The 21,339-nt window shown below is 69.4% G+C and carries 20 protein-coding genes; 10 read left to right on the top strand and 10 right to left on the bottom strand.

Features of this window, described 5'->3' with window-relative positions; all coding sequences use genetic code 11:
- Window positions 1-16 precede the first annotated feature (16 nt).
- Entirely contained in the window at window positions 17-232 is a 216-nt protein-coding gene (rpsU, locus tag ARC20_RS16135) for a 30S ribosomal protein S21 (protein ID WP_002808376.1), read from the bottom strand.
- 120 nt (window positions 233-352) lie between these two features.
- On the opposite strand from rpsU, the gene tsaD reads away from it, so the two are divergent.
- From tsaD to ARC20_RS16115, 4 genes are all read left to right on the top strand, one after another.
- Window positions 353-1,411, top strand: coding sequence for a tRNA (adenosine(37)-N6)-threonylcarbamoyltransferase complex transferase subunit TsaD (gene tsaD / locus ARC20_RS16130; RefSeq protein ID WP_057648967.1), 1,059 nt, complete (start codon window positions 353-355; stop codon window positions 1,409-1,411).
- On the top strand, window positions 1,404-1,757 hold the full coding sequence (gene folB / locus ARC20_RS16125) for a dihydroneopterin aldolase (protein WP_057648965.1): 354 nt from the start codon (window positions 1,404-1,406) through the stop codon (window positions 1,755-1,757). Before tsaD ends, folB begins: the two co-directional genes overlap by 8 nt.
- A gap of 49 nt (window positions 1,758-1,806) precedes the next feature.
- Window positions 1,807-3,099, top strand: a complete 1,293-nt coding sequence (locus ARC20_RS16120) for a mechanosensitive ion channel family protein (protein ID WP_057648963.1) — start codon at window positions 1,807-1,809, stop codon at window positions 3,097-3,099.
- A 118-nt stretch (window positions 3,100-3,217) separates the two neighbouring features.
- Window positions 3,218-5,392 carry a glycoside hydrolase family 3 N-terminal domain-containing protein gene (locus ARC20_RS16115; protein WP_057648961.1) on the top strand — a complete coding sequence of 725 codons (2,175 nt, stop codon included), beginning with the start codon at window positions 3,218-3,220 and terminating at the stop codon, window positions 5,390-5,392.
- A gap of 56 nt (window positions 5,393-5,448) precedes the next feature.
- Here ARC20_RS16115 and ARC20_RS16110 read toward each other — a convergent pair whose 3' ends face one another.
- Genes ARC20_RS16110 through ARC20_RS16100 form a run of 3 tightly spaced genes read right to left on the bottom strand, consistent with a single transcriptional unit; the run spans window position 5,449 to window position 7,302 of the window.
- Complete coding sequence (locus ARC20_RS16110; RefSeq protein ID WP_057648959.1) at window positions 5,449-5,760, bottom strand: YciI-like protein; 312 nt, start codon at window positions 5,758-5,760, stop codon at window positions 5,449-5,451.
- 13 nt (window positions 5,761-5,773) lie between these two features.
- On the bottom strand, window positions 5,774-6,934 hold the full coding sequence (locus tag ARC20_RS16105) for a PQQ-dependent sugar dehydrogenase (RefSeq protein ID WP_057648957.1): 1,161 nt from the start codon (window positions 6,932-6,934) through the stop codon (window positions 5,774-5,776).
- Between the two features lie 47 nt (window positions 6,935-6,981).
- Window positions 6,982-7,302 (bottom strand): hypothetical protein, encoded by a 321-nt coding sequence (locus tag ARC20_RS16100; RefSeq protein WP_057648955.1) that lies wholly within the window; start codon window positions 7,300-7,302, stop codon window positions 6,982-6,984.
- A 133-nt stretch (window positions 7,303-7,435) separates the two neighbouring features.
- Between ARC20_RS16100 and ARC20_RS16095 the strand changes: the two genes are divergently transcribed.
- Complete coding sequence (locus tag ARC20_RS16095) at window positions 7,436-7,942, top strand: CcdC protein domain-containing protein (RefSeq protein ID WP_057648953.1); 507 nt, start codon at window positions 7,436-7,438, stop codon at window positions 7,940-7,942.
- Between the two features lie 4 nt (window positions 7,943-7,946).
- On the opposite strand, the gene ARC20_RS16090 is transcribed toward ARC20_RS16095, so the two are convergent.
- From ARC20_RS16090 to ARC20_RS16065, 6 genes are all read right to left on the bottom strand, one after another.
- Window positions 7,947-8,444 carry a hypothetical protein gene (locus ARC20_RS16090; protein ID WP_057648952.1) on the bottom strand — a complete coding sequence of 166 codons (498 nt, stop codon included), beginning with the start codon at window positions 8,442-8,444 and terminating at the stop codon, window positions 7,947-7,949.
- Window positions 8,445-8,532: 88 nt separating this feature from the next.
- Complete coding sequence (locus ARC20_RS16085) at window positions 8,533-9,825, bottom strand: APC family permease (protein WP_057648950.1); 1,293 nt, start codon at window positions 9,823-9,825, stop codon at window positions 8,533-8,535.
- Window positions 9,822-10,568: a L,D-transpeptidase family protein gene (locus ARC20_RS16080; RefSeq protein WP_057648947.1), complete on the bottom strand. Its 747-nt coding sequence runs from the start codon at window positions 10,566-10,568 to the stop codon at window positions 9,822-9,824. The genes ARC20_RS16085 and ARC20_RS16080 overlap by 4 nt, the downstream gene beginning before the upstream one ends.
- A 15-nt stretch (window positions 10,569-10,583) precedes the next feature.
- Complete coding sequence (locus ARC20_RS16075) at window positions 10,584-11,435, bottom strand: MurR/RpiR family transcriptional regulator (RefSeq protein WP_057648945.1); 852 nt, start codon at window positions 11,433-11,435, stop codon at window positions 10,584-10,586.
- Window positions 11,436-11,504: 69 nt separating this feature from the next.
- On the bottom strand, window positions 11,505-12,602 hold the full coding sequence (locus tag ARC20_RS16070; RefSeq protein WP_057648943.1) for a dipeptide epimerase: 1,098 nt from the start codon (window positions 12,600-12,602) through the stop codon (window positions 11,505-11,507).
- The gene (locus ARC20_RS16065; RefSeq protein WP_057648941.1) at window positions 12,599-14,044 is read right to left on the bottom strand and encodes a C40 family peptidase; all 1,446 of its coding nucleotides are present in this window, start codon (window positions 14,042-14,044) and stop codon (window positions 12,599-12,601) included. The genes ARC20_RS16070 and ARC20_RS16065 overlap by 4 nt, the downstream gene beginning before the upstream one ends.
- Window positions 14,045-14,245: 201 nt before the next feature.
- Between ARC20_RS16065 and ARC20_RS16060 the strand changes: the two genes are divergently transcribed.
- The 5 genes from ARC20_RS16060 to ARC20_RS16040 all read left to right on the top strand — a co-directional run bounded on the left by ARC20_RS16060 (window position 14,246) and on the right by ARC20_RS16040 (window position 21,302).
- A complete protein-coding gene (locus tag ARC20_RS16060; protein ID WP_425478516.1) occupies window positions 14,246-15,727 on the top strand; it encodes a transglutaminase-like domain-containing protein in 1,482 nt (493 codons plus the stop codon).
- 43 nt (window positions 15,728-15,770) lie between these two features.
- On the top strand, window positions 15,771-18,800 hold the full coding sequence (locus ARC20_RS16055; RefSeq protein ID WP_057648939.1) for a TonB-dependent receptor: 3,030 nt from the start codon (window positions 15,771-15,773) through the stop codon (window positions 18,798-18,800).
- A gap of 106 nt (window positions 18,801-18,906) precedes the next feature.
- The gene (locus ARC20_RS16050) at window positions 18,907-20,430 is read left to right on the top strand and encodes a serine hydrolase domain-containing protein (RefSeq protein ID WP_057648983.1); all 1,524 of its coding nucleotides are present in this window, start codon (window positions 18,907-18,909) and stop codon (window positions 20,428-20,430) included.
- Entirely contained in the window at window positions 20,390-21,100 is a 711-nt protein-coding gene (locus tag ARC20_RS16045; protein ID WP_057648937.1) for a M15 family metallopeptidase, read from the top strand. Before ARC20_RS16050 ends, ARC20_RS16045 begins: the two co-directional genes overlap by 41 nt.
- Before the next feature lie 4 nt (window positions 21,101-21,104).
- On the top strand, window positions 21,105-21,302 hold the full coding sequence (locus ARC20_RS16040; RefSeq protein WP_057648935.1) for a CPXCG motif-containing cysteine-rich protein: 198 nt from the start codon (window positions 21,105-21,107) through the stop codon (window positions 21,300-21,302).
- Window positions 21,303-21,339: the final 37 nt, after the last annotated feature.

Here is a 21,339-nt window from a genome sequence, read left to right as displayed (position 1 = left end):
CAGGTGAAAAGCGCTATCAGTACAGGCGCTGACGCTTGGTGACGTCGCGCGACGAACGGCGCAGCTGGCGCTTCACCGCAGCGGCGGCCTTGCGCTTGCGCTCCTGGGTCGGCTTTTCGTAGAACTCGCGCTTGCGGGTCTCGGCCAGCACGCCGGCCTTCTCGCAGGTGCGCTTGAAACGGCGGAGCGCAAACTCGAAGGGCTCGTTCTCGCGGACTTTGACGCTGGGCATGGAATCTCCGGGACTATGATGACCGGGTTCGTTCCCGGTGAGCCGCGCATTATAACGGCTTGCCGACGACGCGCAACCCCCGGGCTTGCCTCCTGCGCTGGCGGGGCCACAATGGGCCCCATGAAAGTCCTTGGCATCGAATCGTCCTGCGACGAGACCGGCGTGGCCGTGTACGACACGGGCCTTGCGCCGGACCAGGCCCTGCGCGCCCACCACGTCTACAGCCAGATCGCTCTGCACGCCGAATATGGCGGCGTGGTGCCCGAGCTGGCCAGCCGCGACCACGTGCGCAAGCTCCTGCCGCTGGTCCGCCAGACCCTGGCCGACGCCGGCCTGGCGCCCGGCGAGCTGGACGGCGTGGCCTACACCGCCGGCCCCGGGCTGGTCGGCGCGCTGCTGGTCGGCGCCGGCGTGGCCCGTTCGCTGGCCTGGGCGCTGGATGTCCCGGCCATCGGCGTCCACCACATGGAAGGCCACCTGCTGGCCCCGCTGATGGAAGACGACCCGCCCGAGCCGCCGTTCGTGGCCCTGCTGGTCTCCGGCGGGCATACCCAGCTGGTCGCGGTGGACCGCATCGGCGCCTACCGCCTGCTGGGCGAGACGCTGGACGACGCCGCCGGCGAAGCCTTCGACAAGACCGCCAAGCTGATGGGCCTGCCGTACCCCGGTGGCCCGCAGCTGGCCAAGCTGGCCGAGCAGGGCACCCCGGGGCGATTCCGTTTCGCCCGCCCGATGACCGACCGCCCCGGCCTGGATTTCAGCTTCTCCGGCCTGAAGACCCAGGTGCTGCTGGCCTGGCGCGACAGCGACCAGAGCGAGACCACCCGCGCCGATATCGCCCGCGGCTTCGAGGACGCGGTGGTCGACACCCTGGCCATCAAGTGCGAACGCGCGCTGGACGCGGCCGGCTGCGACACCCTGGTGGTGGCCGGCGGCGTCGGCGCCAACCGCCGCCTGCGCGCCAAGCTGCAGGAAATGGCGCAGCGCCGTGGCGGGCGGGTCTGCTTCCCGCGGCCGTCGCTGTGCACCGACAACGGCGCGATGATCGCCTTCGCCGGCGCCCTGCGCCTGGAAGCCGGCCAGCACGACGACGCCTCCGTGCACGTCACCCCGCGCTGGGACATGGCCACGCTGGCCCCGCTGGCACCGGACAAGGGAGCCCCCGCGGCCCATGGATAAGGTTTTCATCGAAGGGCTGGAGATCGACGCCCTGATCGGCATCTACGACTGGGAACGGCGGATCCGCCAGACCCTGCGCTTCGACCTGGAAATGGGCTTCGACAACCGCCGCCCCGCCGCCAGCGACGACATCGCCGATACCCTCAACTACAAGGCCGTGAGCAAGCGGCTGGTGGAGTTCGTGGGTCAATCCGATTTCGGGCTGGTCGAGACGCTGGCCGAACGCTGCGCGCAGATCGTGCTGGACGAGTTCGGCGTGCGCTGGCTGCGGCTCAAGCTCAGCAAGCCCGGCGCGGTGCGCGGCGCGCGCGCGGTGGGCGTGATCATCGAGCGCAGCCGCGACTGACCTTCCCGCGGGCGTGATCCGCTTTCCCGACCAGGAGACCCCTCGCCTGATGACCGCTTTCGCCATCGACACGTCCCTCCGGAACCTGCAGCGGGTCCTCGACCCGTATCCCTGGGCCTACGACGTGCTGGTGGTGGCGGGGCTGGTGCTGGCGGCCTGGCTGGCGAATTTCCTGACCAAGCGCGTGCTGCTGCGCGGCCTGCGCCGCGTGCTGCGGGCCAGCCCGCTCGGCGGGGTGCAGCACGATCACGAGGTCAAGCTCACCGTCATCCCCCGGCTGGCCAACGTGATCCCGGCGCTGGTGTTGTACTGGGGCGCGGCGGCGGTGCCGCACCTGCCGGCGGAGATCGTCGCCGGCATTCGCGCGATCTGCCTGTCCTTCATGGTGCTGACCGTGGCGCTGGCGATCGGCCGCGCGCTGGACCTGGTCAATTACGTCTACGAGCGGCGCCCGGAGGCCGGCAGCCGGCCGATCAAGGGCTACCTGCAGCTGCTGAAGATCATCATCGGCGTGATCGCCGTGGTGCTGGTCATCTCCGTGCTGGTCAATCGTTCGCCGCTGCTGCTGCTCTCCGGCGTGGGCGCGATCATGGCGGTGCTGATCCTGGTGTTCCAGGACACCCTGCTGTCGCTGGTGGCCAGCGTGACCATCGCCTCCAACGACATGGTGCGGGTGGGCGACTGGATCGAGATGCCGCAGCAGAACGCCGACGGCGAGGTGATCGACATCGCGCTGCATACGGTGAAGGTGCAGAACTGGGACAAGACCATCAGCACCATCCCGACGAAGAAGCTGATCAGCGATTCGTTCAAGAACTGGCGCGGCATGAGCGACGCCGGCGGGCGCCGCATCAAGCGCTCGATCTACCTGGACCAGCACAGCGTGCGCTTCCTGGAGGAGGCGGAGGTCCAGCGCATCGGCCAGTTCACGGTGCTGCGCGACTACCTGGACGACAAGCACCGCGAGATCGCCGAATGGAACCGCGGCCTGGCCGAGCGTGGCATCGCGCCGGTCAACGGGCGCCGGGTGACCAACCTGGGCACGTTCCGGGCCTACGTGGAGCAGTACCTGCGCGCCAATCCGCGCATCCACCCCGGCATGACGCTGCTCGTGCGCCAGCTGCAGCCCACCTCCACCGGCCTGCCGCTGGAAATCTACTGCTTCACCAACGACATCCGCTGGGCCGCCTACGAACAGATCCAGGCCGACATCTTCGACCACCTGCTCGCCACCCTGCCGGTGTTCGACCTGCGGGTGTTCCAGGAATCCAGCGACGCCATGCTCATGGCCGGGGCCCGCGTCGGCGGGTCGCCGGCACCGGAGCCGTCCGCCGCCGGCTGAGCGGCCGCCGGGCCGCCGTTGCCTCGATTCGCTGGCGAATGGAGAATGCCCACTTCACCCTGGACGGCCCGTCGGAAGCTATGATGGGCGGCCATGTAAACGTTTTCTCAAGGACTCCATGGCCGCCGACCGCCTCTCCGACCTGATCGCCCGCATGACCCTCGAGGAGAAGGTCGGCCAGCTGGGCGTCTTCGCCGACATGGTCCGGCCCTTCGCCCCCGACGTGAACCCCGACGCGAACGTGCGCAATGCCGAAGAGGTGCTGGCGCAGGTGCGTTCGGGCCGGGTCGGCACGCTGTTCAACGGCGTGGGTGCCGCCCTGGGCCGGCAGATCCAGCAGGTGGCGGTGGAGGAAAGCCGGCTCGGCATCCCGGTGCTGCTGGCCGCCGACGTCATCCACGGCATGCGCACCGTGTTCCCGATTCCGCTGGGCGAGGCCGCCAGCTTCGAGCCGGACCTGGCCGAGCGCACCGCGCGCGTGACCGCCATCGAGGCCACCGCCGCCGGCCTGCACTGGACCTTCGCCCCGGCCGTGGACATCGCCCGCGACCAGCGCTGGGGCCGTGGCGCCGAGGGCGCCGGCGAGGACGTGGTGCTGGGCTGCGCGTTCGCCGCCGCCCGCGTGCGCGGCTTCCAGGGCGCCGACCTGAAGGCCGCCGACAGCCTGCTCGCCACGCCCAAGCACTTCGCCGCCTACGGCGCGGTGGCCGCCGGCATGGAATACAACTACGTCGAACTCGCCCCGCAGACCCTGCGCGACGTGCACCTGCCGCCGTTCAAGGCGGCCTTCGAGGCCGGCGCGCTCACCGTGATGTCCTCCTTCAACGACATCAACGGCGTGCCGGCCAGCGCCAACCACGAACTGCTGACCGGGATCCTGCGCGGCGAATGGCAGTTCCCCGGCGTGGTGATCTCCGACTACACCGCCGACATGGAGCTGGTTGCGCACGGCTATGCCGCCGATGACCGCGACGCCACCAAGAAGGCTTTCCTCGCCGGCCTGGACCTGAGCATGCAGAGCGGCTTCTACGCCGCGCACCTGCCGGACCTGGTGGAAAGCGGCGAGGTGCCGATGGCCGTGGTCGACGCCGCCGTGCGTCGCATCCTCGAACTGAAGGAGGCGATCGGCCTGTTCGACGACCCGTACCGTTCGCTCGACCCGGCGCGCGAAGCCGATACCTCGCAGCTGGCCGCGCACGATGCACTGTCGCGCGAGGCGGCGCGGCGTTCGATCGTGCTGTTGCGCAACGAGGGCCACGTGCTGCCGCTGCGCAAGCAGGGGCAGAAGATCGCGCTCATCGGCCCGTTCGCGCGTGACCGCGACAACATCGAAGGCTGCTGGACGCTGTTCGGCGACAAGTCGCGTTACGTCGCGTTCGATGACGGCCTGCGCGGCGCGCTGGCCGATCCGGCTTCGCTGGTGGTCGTGGACGGCTGCCAGCTGGAAGCGCCGCTGGAAGGCGGCATCGAGGCGGCCGTGGCGGCCGCGCGCGCCGCCGACGTGGTGGTGCTGGCCGTGGGCGAGCCGCAACGCTTCAGCGGCGAGGCGCAGTCGCGCACGGAGATCGTGCTGCCGCCCGCGCAGCAGGCGCTCGCCGAAGCCGTGGCCGCCACCGGCACGCCGGTCGTGGTGCTGTTGCGCAACGGCCGCGCGCTGGCGCTGCAGGGCGCGGTGCGCAACGCGCAGGCGGTGCTGGTGACCTGGTTCCTCGGCACCCAGACCGGTACCGCGGTGGCCGATGTGCTGTTCGGCGACTACAACCCGTCCGCGCGCCTGCCGGTGAGCTTCCCGCAGGTGAGTGGGCAGCAGCCGTATTTCTACAACCACCCGCGCACCGGACGGCCGGAGCTGCCGACGATGTCGGAGTTCAAGGCGCGCTGGCGCGAGATCCCGAACGAGGCGCTGTATCCGTTCGGCTTCGGCCTGAGCTACACCACGTTCGCCTACGAGGCGCCGCGCCTGGATACGCCGGCGCTGGGCTGGGACGACACGCTGACCATTCGCACGACCGTGCGCAACACCGGTGCGGTGGCGGGCGAGGAAGTGGTGCAGCTGTACGTGCACGATCGCGTCGCCAGCCGCGTGCGGCCGGTGCGCGAACTGAAGGGCTTCCGCAAGATCGCGCTGTCGCCGGGCGAAAGCGCCGAGGTGGTGTTCACGCTGGACCGCGAAGCGCTGGCGTTCACCAACCCGCGCGGGGAATTCGGCGCCGAGCCGGGGCTGTTCGATGTGTGGGTGTGCGCGAACGCGACCGCCGGTGAGGCGGTGCAGTTCGAGCTGTTGGCGCGTTGAGGGGGTTGGCGCCCCACCTTGCCGGTCGCCGCTGAAGCCGCTCCCGCAGGGTGGGGTTACGCAGGGGTGGGTTTGACGGGCGTGGCCGCCTGCTTGCCCACCACCGTCGTCCAGGGGCGCACCTTCCATTCGCGCACCAGGCCGGCACGCACGTACGGGTCGTTGCGCGCGAACTCTTCGGCCACCGAGGCGTCCTCGCCCTGGAACAACAACACCGCGCCATCTACCGGCGCATCGAGCGCGCCGCCCAGCACCAGTTCGCCACGCGCGGCCGCCGCCCAGGCCAGCCGCAGGTGCTCGTCACGGAAATCGCCCCGCCGCTGCAGGTAATCCGGCGCGGCGTCGTAGAACAGCAGGAAATGCGCCATCGTCGTGTGCCCCTCAGGTGCGCGGCGCGAGCCGCAGCAGGCGGCCGGCGCCCGCGTCCTTGCCATCTTCCAGCAGCCAGATGGCGCCATCCGGGCCTTGCTCCACCTCGCGGATGCGCTCGCCCATGTCGTAGCGTTCCACTTCGCGCGCCTGCTCGCCCTCGAGTGCCACCCGCACCAGCGTGTGCGACGACAGCCCGCCGATGAAGCCATTGCCGCGCCACGCCGGAAACTGATTTCCGCTGTAGATGATGAAGCCCGCCGGCGAGATGACCGGGTTCCAGGTGATCTTCGGTGCAGCGAATTCCGGCCGCGTGTCGTGGTCGGGAATCGGCGTGCCGTCGTAGTGGTCGCCGTTGGAGACGATGGGGTAGCCGTAATTCGCGCCGCGCTCGATGAGGTTGAGTTCGTCGCCGCCCTTCGGGCCCATCTCGTGTTCCCACAGCCGGCCCTGCGCATCGAAGGCGATGCCCAGCGCGTTGCGATGGCCCAGCGTCCACGCCTGCGCCGCCACGCCACCCTGTTTCGCGAACGGGTTGTCGGCCGGCACGCTGCCGTCGTCGTTGAGGCGAATGATCTTGCCGAGGTTGCTGGCCATGTCCTGCGCGGGGTCGAACTTCTGCCGCTCGCTGGAGGTGATCCACAGCTTGCCGCCCGGCCCGAACGCGAGCCGGTGCCCGTAATGCCCGCGCCCGCTGACCTTGGGCACCTGCCGCCAGATCACCTGCACGTCCGACAGCGCGCCGCCGCCGCGCGTATCGAGCACCAGTTTCGCGCGCGCCACCGCGCCGCCGCGCGTATCACCTTCACCGGCTTCGGCGTAGCTCAGGTAGACCCAACCGTTGCGGGCGAAATCCGGATGCGGCAACACATCGCCGAAACCGCCCTGGCCGCCGTAGTCCACCCTCGGTACGCCGGAAACGCGGCCCTTCCGCCCGGTGCGCGTATCGATGCGCTGCAGTTCGCCGCGCTTCTCGCTCACCAGCGCGGTGCCATCCGGCAGGAAGGCCATCGCCCACGGCTCGTCGAACTTCGCCACCTCGGTGGCGGTGAACGGCCAATCCGCGCGCTTCAATGCGGCGGGTGCATCGGCCGCCAGCGCGGGCAACGGCAGGGCCAGCGCCAGCGCGATGGCGGAAGCCCACCAGGTGCGGGCCGGACGATGGAAGGACATGGGCGAACTCCTTGGATCGTGGTCCCGCACCTTAACCCGGGAAAGGATCAGCCGTTCTGGCGGCCCCAATGGCCGGCGCTTTCCCAGGCGCGGCGCACCGCATGGCGCGCCTTGCTCCAGGCCAGGCTGTCGCTGCCCTTGTCCGTTTCCCAGCGCTGCCGCAGCTCGGCTTCGACCTGTTCGTAGGCCTGCTCGAAGTTGCGCACGCGCGCCTCGTGGCCGGCGAGGTAGGCCGGCTCGTAATCCTCGTAACGCTCGCCTTCGGCGTAATACGGCTCTTCCGGGAACTGGTCGCGCCAGTAGCGCGATACCGCGTCGCGCTCGTTCTCTTCCGGCGCGCGCCCGGGAATCTGGTAACTCACGTTCATGCTGTCGCCTCCTCTTGGACGCCCCCACCGTAGGCCGCGGGCCGTTAAGGGCGGCGGCAGGCGCGGTGACGGCGCCATTAACGCGGCGTGTGCTTGCGGTTACGATCCAGCTTCCATCCAGGGGGAATGCCGCATGGCCGTGCAGACGCTGTCGCCGTTGATGCCCTATCTCACCGCCGCCGGCATGGGGCTGCTCTATTACCGGCGCATGCGGCGTTACTTCGGTCGCCAGCCCTGGCAGCCCAAGCGCACGATCGCGCGGGTGGTGTTCCTGTCGATCATCGCCGCGATGCTCGTGCTGCTGGCCTGCGTGGTGCCGCACGTGGCGCTGGGCATGGCCGGCGGTGGCGTGGCCGGCGTCGCGCTGGGTTTGTTCGCGCTGCACCACACGCGCATCGAACTGGATGACGGCGTGGCCAGCTACACGCCCAATCCGTGGATTGGCGGCGGCCTGGCCGTGCTGCTGGTGGCGCGGCTGGCCTGGCGCTGGAGCCAGGGCGCGTTCTCTTCGGGCATGGGCCAGACCACGCAGCAGGCCAGCCCGCTCACGTTGGCGATCGCCGCGGCGCTGGTGCTGTATTCGCTCACCCAGGGCGTGGGGCTGATCCTGCGGATGCGCGCGCTGCACGCCCGCACGTAAGGCATCAAGTGGCGGCGCTGGTCGCCTCGTAAGGCAGCGGCACCGCACCGGTCGCGAGGATCGCGTGGTCGGCCCGCGACAGCTCGGGCTCTTCGGCGTCGAGGACCAGCAGCACGCGGCCGGCCGCGATTTCGTCCTCGAAACGCCTGCGCACGGGATCCGGCACGCTGGCGCCCACCAGTGCCGACGACCACGAGCCCACCAGCGCCCCGGCCAGCGTCGTCACTGCCACGCCGGCGAGGGTGATGCCGAGCGGCGGTATGGCCACGGCAATCAGTCCACCGAGCAGGCCCGCCGCGCCGCCGCCGGCTGCACCGCGTGCGATGGCGGGCAGGAAATCGGTCTTCGCTTCCTTGCGGTCGTCGGGAATATCCTGCAGCTCGATGTCCGAGCGTGCGATCAGCGACAGGTCGTCGTTGTCCACGCCGCTGTCGCGCGCGGCCTGCAGCGCGCGCTGGGCATCTTCCACGTGCAGGGTGCTGTAGACATGACGCGTCTTCATCTTCGCTCCGGGCCGACGAGTGTGCGGCCCAGCGTCGGCAGCCGGCGGTTATGCGCCGGTGAGCAGGGTGAGAACCCGGCGCGAATGCCTACCGGCGCTCGCGCGGGAACAGGTAGATGCCCGCGCCGATCAGCAGCGCCACGCCGGTCGCGGCGAGGTTCTGCCAGCTGGCGCTGGCCAGCAGGGCCAGCGAGAGCAGCAGCGCCGCCAGCGGGATGAGCGGGCCGCCGGGCAGGCGCAGCACGTCCGGGCGGTCGCGGAAGCGGCGCGCCAGCACGAGCACCGCCGCCGCCGTGCCGATATAGGCCAGCAGGCGCGTCACCATCGACAGCAGCGCCAGCTGCACGAACGAACCGGAGAGCGCCAGCGCCAGCGAGATCACCCCCTGCGTCAGCACCGCCGCGGCGGGCGTGTGGTAGCGCGGGTGCACCTGGGCGAGGAACGCCGGGCCGTAGCCGTCGCGCGCCAGCGCATAGAGGAAGCGCGGCCCGAGCATCACGGTGTTGCTCGTGGTGCCCAGGATGGAGATCGTCGCGCCGACGGTGAGCACCAGCGCGAGGAACTCGCCGCCGAACCGGCTGGCCGCGTCCGCCAACGGCGCCTGCGAGGTCGCGATGCCCGGCAGGTTGCCCTGCGCCACCAGTTGCACCAGCGCGTAGATCAGGGTGACGGTGATGATCATCGTGGCCAGCGCGAACGGCAGGTCGCGGCGCGGGTTGTGGTACTCGCTGGCGGCGGCCGGGATGTTTTCGAAGCCGGCGTAGGCGAACAGCAGCAGCAATGCGGCCTGGCCGAGGTTGCTGGCGTTGTGCAGGTCCGGCGCCTGGCCGGAGAACGCCCACGACCAGTCGATGTAGAACACGCCGATGCCGATGAACAACAGCAGCGGCACCAGCTTGCCGATCGCCAGCGCCACGCCGGTGCGCGCGGCCGAGCGCACGCCGATGACATTGATGCCGGTGAGCAGGGCCAGCGAGCCGGCCACCACGGCCACGCGCGCCAGCCCCTCGCTGCCGGCGGCCGGCCAGAAGCGCGCCACCGCGTCGGCCAGGCCGTTGCTCAGCGCCGCCGCCGAGCTGATGCGGGTCAGCCAGATCATCCAGCCGATCTCGAAGCCGATGAACGGGCCGAACGCTTCGCGTGCGTAGAGATAGCTGCCGCCGGGCTGGTCGAAGCAGCTGGCCGCCTGCGCGTAACAGGCCACCAGCAGCGCCACCACGATGCCGGCCAGCACCACCGCCCACAGGCTCATCGGCCCGAGCAGCGCGGCGGTGGCGGCGGGCAGCAGGTAGATGCCGCTGCCGATGACGTCGTTGATCGACAGGCCGACCAGCTGCCAGCGGCCGACCGCGCGGATCAGTTTGGGTTGCGGTGCGCTCATTTCGCCTCCGGCAGCTGCCAGTCGGCCTGCAGGCGCGCGTACTCGGCACGCGGCAGCAGCACGAATTGCGGATGGGCGTCCGGCCGCAGCCAGCGCAGCAGCCGCTGCATGTCGGCCGGCGCCATCGCGGTGCAGCCGGCGGTGGTTTCGCCGGGCGTGCGCCACAGGTGGGCGAAGATGCAGCTGCCAGCCTGCGGCACGTTGCCCGGGTTGTTCTGGATGACGAAGCCTTCGCGGTAGCGGCGGTCGCCGTCGTGGTGCAGGTCCAGGCGCATCGCTTCGGTGGAACCCTTCACCGCGTCGGCCCCGACCTCGCGGGCGTCGACGATGCGGTTGTAGAGCGGCGAGGCCGGCACGTCGATGCACCAGCTGTCGGCCTGCATCTGCTGGTAGGGCATCGCGCTGTCGATGCGGGCCTCGTAGCCGAACGCCGGCCCGATGGCGAACATGCCGGCCGGGCTGCGGCCATCGCCCTCGTGCTTGCGCGGCTCGCCTTCGCTGCTGGCCAGGCCCGTGCCCCATGCGCTCCCGTTGCGGCCAATGGCCACGGCAAAGCCCGGCCCGCTGGGCTGCCAGCCTTTCTGCGTGCGTGCGTAGGCCTGCAGGTGGCCCTGGTTGGCGTCCCAGCCCTCGGTGACGACGACCACGAGCTGGTCGGCCGTGGCGGTCGCGGCGGGCGCGGCATGTGCGCCGCCGGCAAGCGCGAGCGCGGCGAGCAGGACGGTAGCGGTTCGGAAGGACACGGGCGGGCTCCGGGATCAGGACGCGAGCAGGTGCTGCACCCGCTCCAGGTTATGCGCGAGCTGTCGATGCCGTTCCGGATTGCTCTGGCACAGCAGCACGAAGACGAAATCGAGCAGGTACTGCAGGGAGGAGCGGTAGAGCAGCTGCTCGATGTGCGGCGCCGGGTCGTGCGCGGAGATCGCCAGCGAGGCGTCGGCCATCGCGCGCAGCGGGTTGGCGGTATGGCGGGTGATCGACACCAGCTTGCCGCCGGCGCCCTGGAATTCGCGTGCCGCATGCCCGAGCTGAGGCATCTGCCCGAACTCGGAGAACATCAGCAGCACGTCGCCGGGCCGCACCGCCGAGAGGTTGGAGATCAGCAGGATCGGGTCGGCATGGTGCACCGTGAGCACGCCCAGCAGCGAGAGCCGCATCGCGAACTCGCGTGCGTACACGCCGTCATCGCCCAGCCCGCAGACGAACACCTTGGGGGCCTGGTCGAGCAGGCCGACGATGGTTTCCACGTCCGCGCGCGGATTGAGCAGGCGCGTTTCCTCTTCGGCGGCCGCCTTGCTGGCGCGCAACGACGCGTCCAGCGCGGCGTAGGCGTCGTCGCCGGCCGCGGGCTGGCGCGCGGCTTCGGCCTGGCCATTGCCCGCGCGCGCCACCGCTTCGCCCACCGAGTATTTCAGGTCCGGGTAGCCCTTGAAGCCGAGCTTCTGGCTGAACTTCACCACCGAGGACTGGCTGATCCCCAGCGCGCTGGCCAGCTGCTGCGAGGAGTAGTCGCGCAGCAGGTGGGCGTTGTCGAGGATGAAGTCGGCGATGCGGCGTTCGATGGCCGACATGCTGTCGCGTTCGGAGCGGATCTTCAGCAGGGGCGGCATGGAGGGCGGTGCTGGGCCTGTGGGTGCTTTCGGTGGAATCTAGGACGCGCCGGACGACAAAGCAAAGGCTTACAGGTCGAGCAGCTCGAGCCCGCGGATTTCGCGGATGCCCAGCCCCGGCGCGTCGGTGATGGTGATCTCCGATTCGTTGAAGATCACCCCCCCCTCGACCGGGTTGAACAGGCCCAGCGAGGGGCCGTCCAGGTCCACCTTGGTGATGGCGTCCGACTTGGCCACCGCCAGGTGCACCGCGGCGGCCACGCTGATGCTCGACTCGATCATGCAGCCGATCATGCACGGCACGCCATACAGCTGGGCGATGTCGGCGATGCGGATCGCGTTGGCGATGCCGCCGGTCTTCATCAGCTTGATGTTGATGATGTCCGCGGCGCGGCGCTGGATCAGGTCGAACACCTGCGAGGGCGCGAACACGCTCTCGTCGGCCATCACCGGCGTGTTGACGCGGTCGGTGACGTACTTCAATCCGTCGATGTCGGAGGCCTTGACCGGCTGCTCCAGCAGTTCGAGCACCACGCCGGCTTCTTCCAGCGTGCGCATCGCGTGCACCGCCTGCTTGGCGGTCCAGCCCTGGTTGGCATCCAGGCGCAGCAGCGCGCGGCCCTCGACGGCGGCGTGGATCGCCTTGACCCGCTCGATGTCCAGCCCGATGTCCTTGCCCACCTTGATCTTCAGCGACTCGAAGCCGCGGTCGATGGCCGAAAGCGAATCGGCCACCATCTTGTCGATGTAGTCCACGCTGATGGTGATGTCGGTGGTGATCACCGGGTCGCCGCCGCCGAGCATCTGGTAGAGCGGCGCGTCGTGCAGCTGCGCCCACAGGTCGTAGACGGCGATTTCCACCGCCGCCTTGGCGCTCGTGTTGCGCTCCATCGAGGACTGGATGAGCGTGCTGAGGCGGTTGAGGTTGGCCACGTCTTGGCCGATCAGGCGCGGGCCGATGAAACGGTGGATCGCCTCGATGATCGAGCCGAGGGTGTCGCCGGTGATCGGCGCGGTGGCCGGCGCCTCGCCGTAGCCGGTGTGGCCGGTGTCGGTATGGATCAGCACCACCACGTCCTCCACCGTCTCCACGGTGCGCAGCGCGGTCTTGAACGGGGTCTTCAACGGCACGCGCAGCATGCCGAGCTGAATATCGGTGATCTTCATTCGGGTTTCCGCGGGCGGATGCGCTGGATGTTGGTGATGCGGTCGACGTAGGTGACGGTGTCGCTGGCGAGCATCGGCTCCAGCGGCGTGACCGACACGCCGTTGAGGTGGGCCGACAGGCGCTTGCCGTCCGGGCCGGCCCAGCCGCCGCCGGCGGTGTCGTGGATCATGTAGGCCAGGCCCTGGTCGTGGCCCAGCGTCACCATGACGTGGCCGGGGATGTAGACCAGGTCGCCGACCTGCAGTTCGCGCACGGCGGCCAGCCGCCTGGCCGCGCTGTCGCCCTTGTCGAAGGCGATGCGGTCCAGCGCCGGGCTCACCGCCTGCGCGCTGGTGTTGCGCGGCATCAGCACGCCGAAGCTGCGGTAGATCTCCGAGACGAAGCCGCTGCAGTCGCGGGTGTCATAAGAGTGCCCCCAGCCATAGCGCTCGCCGAGGAACTTGAAGGCCTGGGTGATGAGGTGGCGCGGGGTCAGCGGCAGGTAGTCCGACGCGGTGTCGGCGGTGCGCGGCAGCAGCGCCGGCACGAGGTCGAGGCTGCCGTCGGCCTTGCGGATCGGCAGCTGGATCACCCAGGCGGTGTACGGATGCTGGCCGTTCACCGCGTCGCTGGGTGGCCATTGGGCGAGCAGCGGCACGCGCACGCCCATGTCCAGTTGCAGGCGCGAGACCTGCGGCTGTTCCGGCGTGTAGGTGGTGAAGGCGGTGGCGCCGGTGACCACGCGATAAGGGCCGTGCGCGCCGTAACCGAACACCTGCTCGGCCGGCCCGGTGGCCACGGCGGTCTTCTCGATCCAGGCGTTGTAGCGCTCGCTGGCGACGAACAGCCAGTGGCCGTCCGCGCTTTCGTGCAGCACGGCGACCGCATCGCCCGGGAACAGCGCCGATTCCTGGAAGCGGTCGATGTCGGTGTCGTCAGTGCTGCTGAAGACGCGCGTATCGGTGGGGAAGGTGCGCAGCGCGGCGCGGCGCGTCACCAGTCCGTATTGCAGCGGGCGCTGGGCGGGGATCGCGCCGAGGGCGAGGTTGGCGCCGAAGGCGTCGAGCCGCGCGGCGTCGATCGGCTGGCCCTGCACGTCGTACAGCGGGCGCTGCGGGCGAACCGAAAGCTGGTCGATCTCCCCGCGCACGAAGCTGGCCGGCAGCGGCGAGGGCAGGGCGTGCAGGTCGTGGATCGCCTTGTCCTGCGCGCGCATCCGCGCGTTCTGCGCGGCGATGCCGGCGGTATCGAGGATCACGCGGTCCGGCTGCGACTGGCGGGCAATCCAGTAATCGGGCGAAAGCTGCTGCGGCTGCACGCCGACCACGCCGGTGACCGGGTCGGTGGCGACGACGGGCGGGGCGGCGAAGGCCCCCAGCGCGATGACGCACAGCGCCAGTACGGCGCCGGCACGCAGCGGCGCAAGGACACGACGCGCTGCGTCGCGCGGAAAGACACTCATCGGCGGACTCCCCGGAGAACGTTCAAGAATATTTATTCCTTTGGCTCGTCTTTGCAAGAATAAATTATTGACCCTCTGCCACCGGCGTGTTACACAGCGATGACCCACCTTCACCCGGGAAGTGTCGTTGTGGATGTGCGCCCTGACCAGCCTCGATCGCCTGACGCCAGCTTCGCCCGTCTCCATGTGGCGCGAAAGCCCGTGCGCGTGGCGGGCCTGCTGGTCGGGTGGCTGCTGACCTTTCCCGCCGCGGCGCAGGCCCCAGCGTCGGCCGCGCAGGTGGGTGCCGAAGTCGATGCGGGCCGGTTCCGCCAGGCCGAAGCCGACATCGCCGCCGCGCTCGCCGCGCCGGGTCTGGACGCCAGCACGCGCGAGGCCTACGCATTTGAACGCGAGCGCATGCGCCGCATGCGCCTGGACTTCAGCCTCGACGCCGAAGCCGCCCGACAGAAGCTGCGCCGCACGATCCCCGACCTGCGCGAAGACGAATTCGCTGCCTGGGATCAGGCCGGCCTGCTCGAACACCTCGACATCGACGGCACGCGCTACTACTTCAACCGCGCGCCTTCCAACCTGTTCCGCCTCAGCGCCGAGGCCGCCGCGCGCCAACGCCCCGGCACCCCGCCGCCGAAGGATGGCCCCTACGAGAACCTCGGCCCGCACCACCGCGCGGTGATCGCCGCCGCGCAGGCGCATCCGGGCCAGACCAGCCTGCTGCCGCATCGCGTGCGCATCACCCAGTCGCTCACCGTCAACGCCGATGCCGTGCCGGCCGGCGAGAGCGTGCAGGCGTGGATTCCCTATCCGCGTGCCATCCCCGGCCAGCAGGAAGACATCCGTTACCTGGGCAGCGTGCCGTCCGGCGCGCAGGTGGCGCCGCCTTCCACGCTGCAGCGCACCGCCCACCTCGCCCGCAAGGCCGTGGCCGGCAAGCCCACCGAGTTCTCGGTGAGCTACGAAGTGACGATCTACGCGCGCCATTTCGATATCGACCCCGCGCGCGTGCAGCCCACGCCGAATGATCCCGCGCTGGCGCCATACCTGGCCGAGCGCCCGCCGCACATCGCGTTCACCCCGGCGATGCGCGAATTCTCGCGGCAGGTGGTCGGTGACGAAACCAACCCGTACCGTATCGCCCGCAAGCTGTTCGCCGCGGTGGACCGCATCCCGTGGGGCGGCGCGCGCGAATACGCCACCATTCCCAACATCAGCGATTACGCCCTGCACGCCGGCCATGCCGATTGCGGCCAGCAGACCCTGCTGTTGATGACCCTGCTGCGCATGAACGGCATTCCCGCGCGCTGGCAGTCCGGCTGGACGTTCTCGGACAACGACGTCGGCTACGCCAACCTGCACGACTGGGGCTGGCTGTACCTGGCGCCGTACGGCTGGGTGCCGATGGACGTGACCACCGGCGCGCTCGACAGCAGCGAGCCGGCCCTGCGCGACTTCTACTTCGGCGGCCTCGACAGCTACCGCATCGTCTTCAACGACGACTACGCGCAGCCGCTGGTGCCGGCGAAACAGCATTTCCGCTCCGAGACGGTCGACTCGCAGCGCGGCGAAGCCGAATGGCGCGGCGGCAACCTCTACTTCGACCAATGGGACTACCACTTCGACTGGCAGATCCTGCCGGCCGCCGACCGCCGGGAGGGCGCGTCGAACGCCGCACGCCAGCCCTAGCGGATCCACCACCACTTCAACGAACTGCAGGAGAGAGCAGGGGATGAACGGCAAGCATGTGAGGAAGGCGGCGCTGTGCGTCGCGTTGGCGGCGTGTCTGGGATCGATCGCGCCGATGGCCCTGGCCCAGGATGGCGCCGTCACCGGCCGCCTGGTCACCGAGGGCGGGCAGAAGCTCAGCGGCGCCACGGTCACGGTACGCAACCCGCAGACCGGCTTCGCCCGCTCGACCACGGTCAATGCCGATGGCAGCTACCGCATCCCGCTGCTGTCGCCGGGCACCTACCAGATGGAGCTCAGCGTGGGCGGCGGTGCGCCGACCCCGGTCGGCGAGGTCGTCGTCACGCTGGGCAACGCCACCACGGTGAACGTGCCGGTGGGCGCGATCAACACGCTCGGCGCGGTGGAAGTACGCGCGCCGCAGGTGGTGTCGATGGTGGACGTCACCTCGACCGAGTCGGCGATGAACATCAGCCGCCAGGACCTGGCGCGCATGCCGGTGGACCAGGACCTGAAGTCGGTCGCGATGCTCGCGCCGGGCGTGGTCTCGGGCAAGTCGTCGCTGGGCGGCCAGGGCATCTCCTTCGGCGGCTCCTCGGTGGCCGAGAACGCGGTATACATCGACGGACTGAACGTCACCGACTTCTACAACCGCGTGGGCTTCTCCTCGGCGCCGTTCGCGTTCTTCCAGGAATTCCAGGTCAAGACCGGCGGCTACTCGGTCGAATATGGCCGCACTACCGGCGGCGTGATCAACGCGGTGACGCGCTCGGGTACCAACGAGTTCCATGCCGGTGCCGAACTCACCGCCGAGCCGAGTGCCTGGGGCGCGAGCGGCAAGGACTACTACCTCGCCAATGGCGACCCGTACATCATCTCCAGCCACGATGGCGGCACGCATAACAAGCTCAACGTCTGGGGTTCGGGCGCGATCGTGAAGGATCGGCTGTTCTTCTTCGGCATGTACGAGGCACGCGACAACCGCGCCTTCAGCACCAGCAACGACGGCTCCACGTTCAACAACGGCAAGGCCGATGACGGTTTCTGGGGCGGCAAGCTCGACTGGCAGATCACCGACAACCACAGCCTGTCGCTGCTCGGCTTCTCGGACAGCAACCAGAACGTCGCCGACGTCTACCGCTACGACTACCTCACCGGCACGCGCGGCAGCCAGACCAACACCATCTTCACCGATACCGGCGGCGACAACTACGCGCTGACCTACAACGGCCACCTCACCGATACCTTCGCCATGAAGGCGATGATCGGCCGCAACACGCGCGACTACGCCAACTACAGCCAGACCGACATCGAGTGCAACCGCGTGGTCTCCGAGGCCGGCATTGCGCCGGCGGGCATCCCGCTGGGCTGCACCACCAACTCGGCGGTGGAATCGCGCGAGGACGAACGCAAGGCCGGCCGCCTGGACTTCGAATGGACCCTGGGCGACCACCTGCTGCGCTTCGGCCTGGACCGCGAGGAGAACACCTCCGACTACGAGCGCATGTATCCCGGCCCGGGCGGCTACTACTACAACGTCTACAAGACCACGCCGGGCGCCACGCTGGTCAACGGCGGCCAGGTGCCGGCCGGCACCACCGCCTACGTGCGCGCGCGCCGCTACGAGATCGCCGGCACGTTCGAAACCGACAACTCGGCCTATTACCTGGAAGACAACTGGTCGGTCACCCCGAACCTGCTGCTCAACCTCGGCCTGCGCCTGGAAGCGTTCGACAACAAGGATTCGGAAGGCCGCAGCTACATCAAGATGGACGACATGGTGGCCCCGCGCTTCGGCGCCTCGTGGGACATCAAGGGCGACGGCACGATGAAGCTGTTCGGCAACGTCGGCCGTTACTTCCTGCCGGTGGCCAACGTCATCAACATCAAGCAGGCCGGCGGCCTGCTCGACGAGCGCACCTATTACGCGCTGGCCGGCTGGGAAACGCGCGAACTCAACGGCTCGCAGTACCAGGTGCCGGTGCTCGGCGCGCAGATCGGCCCGGTGGACGACTCGCAGGGCGACGGCACGGTCGGCGACCTGCGTTCGGAAGTGGACCGCGACATGGACCCGGTGTACCAGGACGAGGCGATCCTGGGCTTCCAGCAGTCGATCAACGAAGCCTGGTCGTACGGCGTGCGCGGCATCTACCGCAAGCTGCACAACGCCATCGACGACATGGAGATCAGCGCCACCGGTGCTTGCGGGCCGGACGGCTACATCGGCTGGGTGATGGCCAACCCGGGCAAGAAGGTCACCGTGTGGGGCGACACCAACTGCGACGGCGACGCCGATGGCTGGGTCACCGTGGACACCGCGAAGGAAGGCTGGGCGATGTACCGCCAGGACGGCGTGGATGCCGATGGCGACCCGATCATGACCTACATCGGCCAGCGTGGCTGGGAGAAGCCCAAGCGCGACTACAAGGCGCTGGAGCTGCAGCTGGACCGCGCGTGGGACGGCAAGTGGTCGATGAACGCCTCCTACACCCTGGCCTACGGCCGCGGTAACGCCGAAGGCCCGGTGAACTCGGACACCGACTTCTCCGATACCGGCCGCACCGAGAACTTCGACGACCCGTGGGTGAACTACAACGGCTACGGCTACCTCGCCAACGACCGTCGCCACCAGGTCAAGCTGCGCGGCGCCTACGCCATCACCGACAACTGGCTGGTCGGCGCCACGCTCGATGCGCGCTCGGGCGGGCCGATCACCGGCTTCGGCGTCGGCAACCCGTATGACGCCACCGCCTACCACAGCTACTACGTGTGCGTGGAGAACTGCGATTCCGAATTCTCCGGCGAACGCGTCTACGCGCACAACTCGCGCGGTGGCTATGGCCGTCTGCCGTGGAGCTACGAGCTCGGTGCGAGCGTGACGTGGCTGAAGTCCTTCAACGAGACGAACCTGAAGGTGAAGTTCGCCGTGTACAACCTGACCAACCAGCAGAAGAAGCTGTCGGTGAACCAGGAGTACGAAGGGGCCATCGGCAGCCCGAACGACCTGTTCCTGTATCCGGAAAGCTTCCAGGCGCCGCGTTACGCGCAGCTGGTGGTTTCGCTGGACTACTGATGGGGACGCGGGGCCGGCGGGCGCGTTATCGTCCGCCGGCCCTGCCTTTGTCGCGGAGATCGCGTTGAAACTGTCCGCTCGCGCCGCCTGGCTGGCGCTGCTCGTGATGCCCCTCGCGCATGCCGCGGCGCCGGCGGGCGATACCGCCGCCTACGACCACCTGTTCGAGCAGGCAATGGCGCAGTACCACCTGCCCGGCCTGGCGGTGGGCGTGATCGAGGATGGCCAGGTGGTGTACCGGCGCGCGGCCGGCGAACGCAGCGCCGGCAGCGGCGAGGCGATCGACGCCGATACGCTGTTCAAGATCGCCTCCAACAGCAAGGCGATGACCACCGGCCTGCTCGCGCGGCTGGTGGACCAGGGCAAGCTCGCCTGGGATGACCCGGTGACGAAGTACCTGCCGGCGTTCCGCATGTACGACCCGTGGGTGACGCGCAACATCCAGGTGCGCGACCTGCTGGTCCACAACAGCGGCCTGGGCCTGGGCGCCGGCGACCTCATGCTGTGGCCCGAACCGAACGATTTCACCCGCGCCGACATCATCGCCGGCCTGGCGTATCTCAAGCCGACCCACAGCTTTCGCGCGCATTACGCCTACGACAACCTGCTGTACGTGGTGGCCGGCGAAGTCGCCGCGCGCGCGAGCGGCAAGCCTTACGACCAGCTCGTGCGCGAGCAGGTCTTCGCGCCGCTGGGCATGGCCCGTTGCCAGGTCGGCGCATGGCGGCCACGGGAGGTCGGCAACATCGCCCAGCCGCACATGCGCCAGGACGGCGGCAACGTGCCGGTGCGCGAGGATGGCGAGCGCGTGGCCGATGTGCCCTCGATGGCCGCCGGCGGCATCCGCTGCAGCCTGGACGACATGCTGCGCTGGATGGACCGCGCGTGGCTGCAGCCCGATCCGAAGCAGCCGTGGCTGTCGGAAGCACAGCGCCGCGCGGTGTGGTCGCTGCACACGCCGATGCCGATCAGCCAGCGCATGCGCGATTGGGACGGCACCCGCCTGTATGGCTACGGTTACGGCTGGCGCCTGTCCGACGTGGACGGGCAGTGGAAGGTCGCGCATACCGGCACGCTGATGGGAATGTATTCCTCGCTGGTGTTGCTGCCGGATCGCCGCAGCGGCTTCGTCATCCTGATCAACGGCGAAGGCGAGGCCGCGCGCACCGCGCTGGGCGAGGCCTTGCAGAAACACCTGCTTGGCGCCGATCCGAAGTTCGACGTGGCGTACTACGCCGCCGCGATGGCGCGCGACGAGGCCAAGCCCAAGCCGCCCGCCGCGCGCAAGCCCGATACGTCCCGTCGCCAGCCGGTGGCGTCGCAGGCGGCTGCCGCGCGCAGTGGCGTCTATCAGGACCCGTGGTTCGGCGAAGTGCGGCTGTGCCCGGTCGATGGCGCCCTGGCCTTCACCGTTGCGCGCTCCCCGCTGCTGCGCGGCAAGGTGATGCAGTCCGGCGGGCGCTGGCTGGTGGACTGGGACGATGCCAGCGTCGATGCCGAACCCTGGCTCGATTTCGCGCCCGATGCGCAGGGGCATGCGACGATGCGCCTGAAGGCGATCGATCCCGATGCCGACTTCAGCTACGACTATGGCGACCTGGCATTCCTTCGCAGCGGCGACTGCCCTTAGCCTCGCCGCGGCATCGGCCCTTGCGGCGGCGCCGGCGGTGTCGCCCGCGCGCGATCCCGGCGAAGCGGGCATGGTGGATGTCGCCACGCTCGCGCCCGGCATCGAGATCGACATGCGCTACGCGGGCGCGGACAACTTCACCGGTCATCCGGTCGAGGGTTACGACGCACCCAGCTGCCTGCTGTTACGCCCGGTGGCCGAAGCGCTGGCGCGCGTCCAGGCCAGGCTGCATGCAGAGGGCTACACGCTGCACGTCTACGACTGCTACCGCCCGGTGCGCGCCGTGCAGGCGTTCGTCGCCTGGGCCGGCGACCTGCAGGACCAGTCCACCAAGGCGGTGCACTATCCGCGCGTGGAGAAGTTCGCGCTGATCCCGGATTACATCGCCGATCATTCGGGCCACAGCCGCGGCGCCACGATCGACCTCACGCTGGCCCAATGCCGCGCCAGCGCCTGCAAGCCGCTGGACATGGGCACCGATTTCGACCTCTTCGACACCCGCGCCCATACCGATTCGCCCGAGGCCACGCCCGCGCAGCGCGCCCATCGCCAGCGCCTGCGCGACGCGATGGCGGCGGAGGGCTTCGCCAACTACCCGATGGAATGGTGGCACTTCACTTTCCGTCCGGAGCCCACGCCTGATACTGCGTACGACTTCCCGGTGAGGTAGCGGCGTGAGCGACCTGCAGCATTTCGTCGATATCCCTTGCCCGTATTGCGGCGAGTGGATCGGCATCGTGGTGGACGGCTCGGTGGACCAGCAGTCCTACGTGGAGGACTGCCAGGTGTGCTGCCGGCCGATCCAGATCCACGTCAGCGTGGGCGAGGATGGCGAGCCCGAGGTACGCGCGCTGTCGCAGGACGAGGGCTGAGCCGGCGGCGGGCCGCGCCACGGCCCGTCTAGAATGA

Source organism: Stenotrophomonas panacihumi (assembly GCF_001431645.1).
GTDB lineage: Bacteria > Pseudomonadota > Gammaproteobacteria > Xanthomonadales > Xanthomonadaceae > Stenotrophomonas_A > Stenotrophomonas_A panacihumi.
This window is presented reverse-complemented; position numbering and strand designations above follow the sequence as displayed.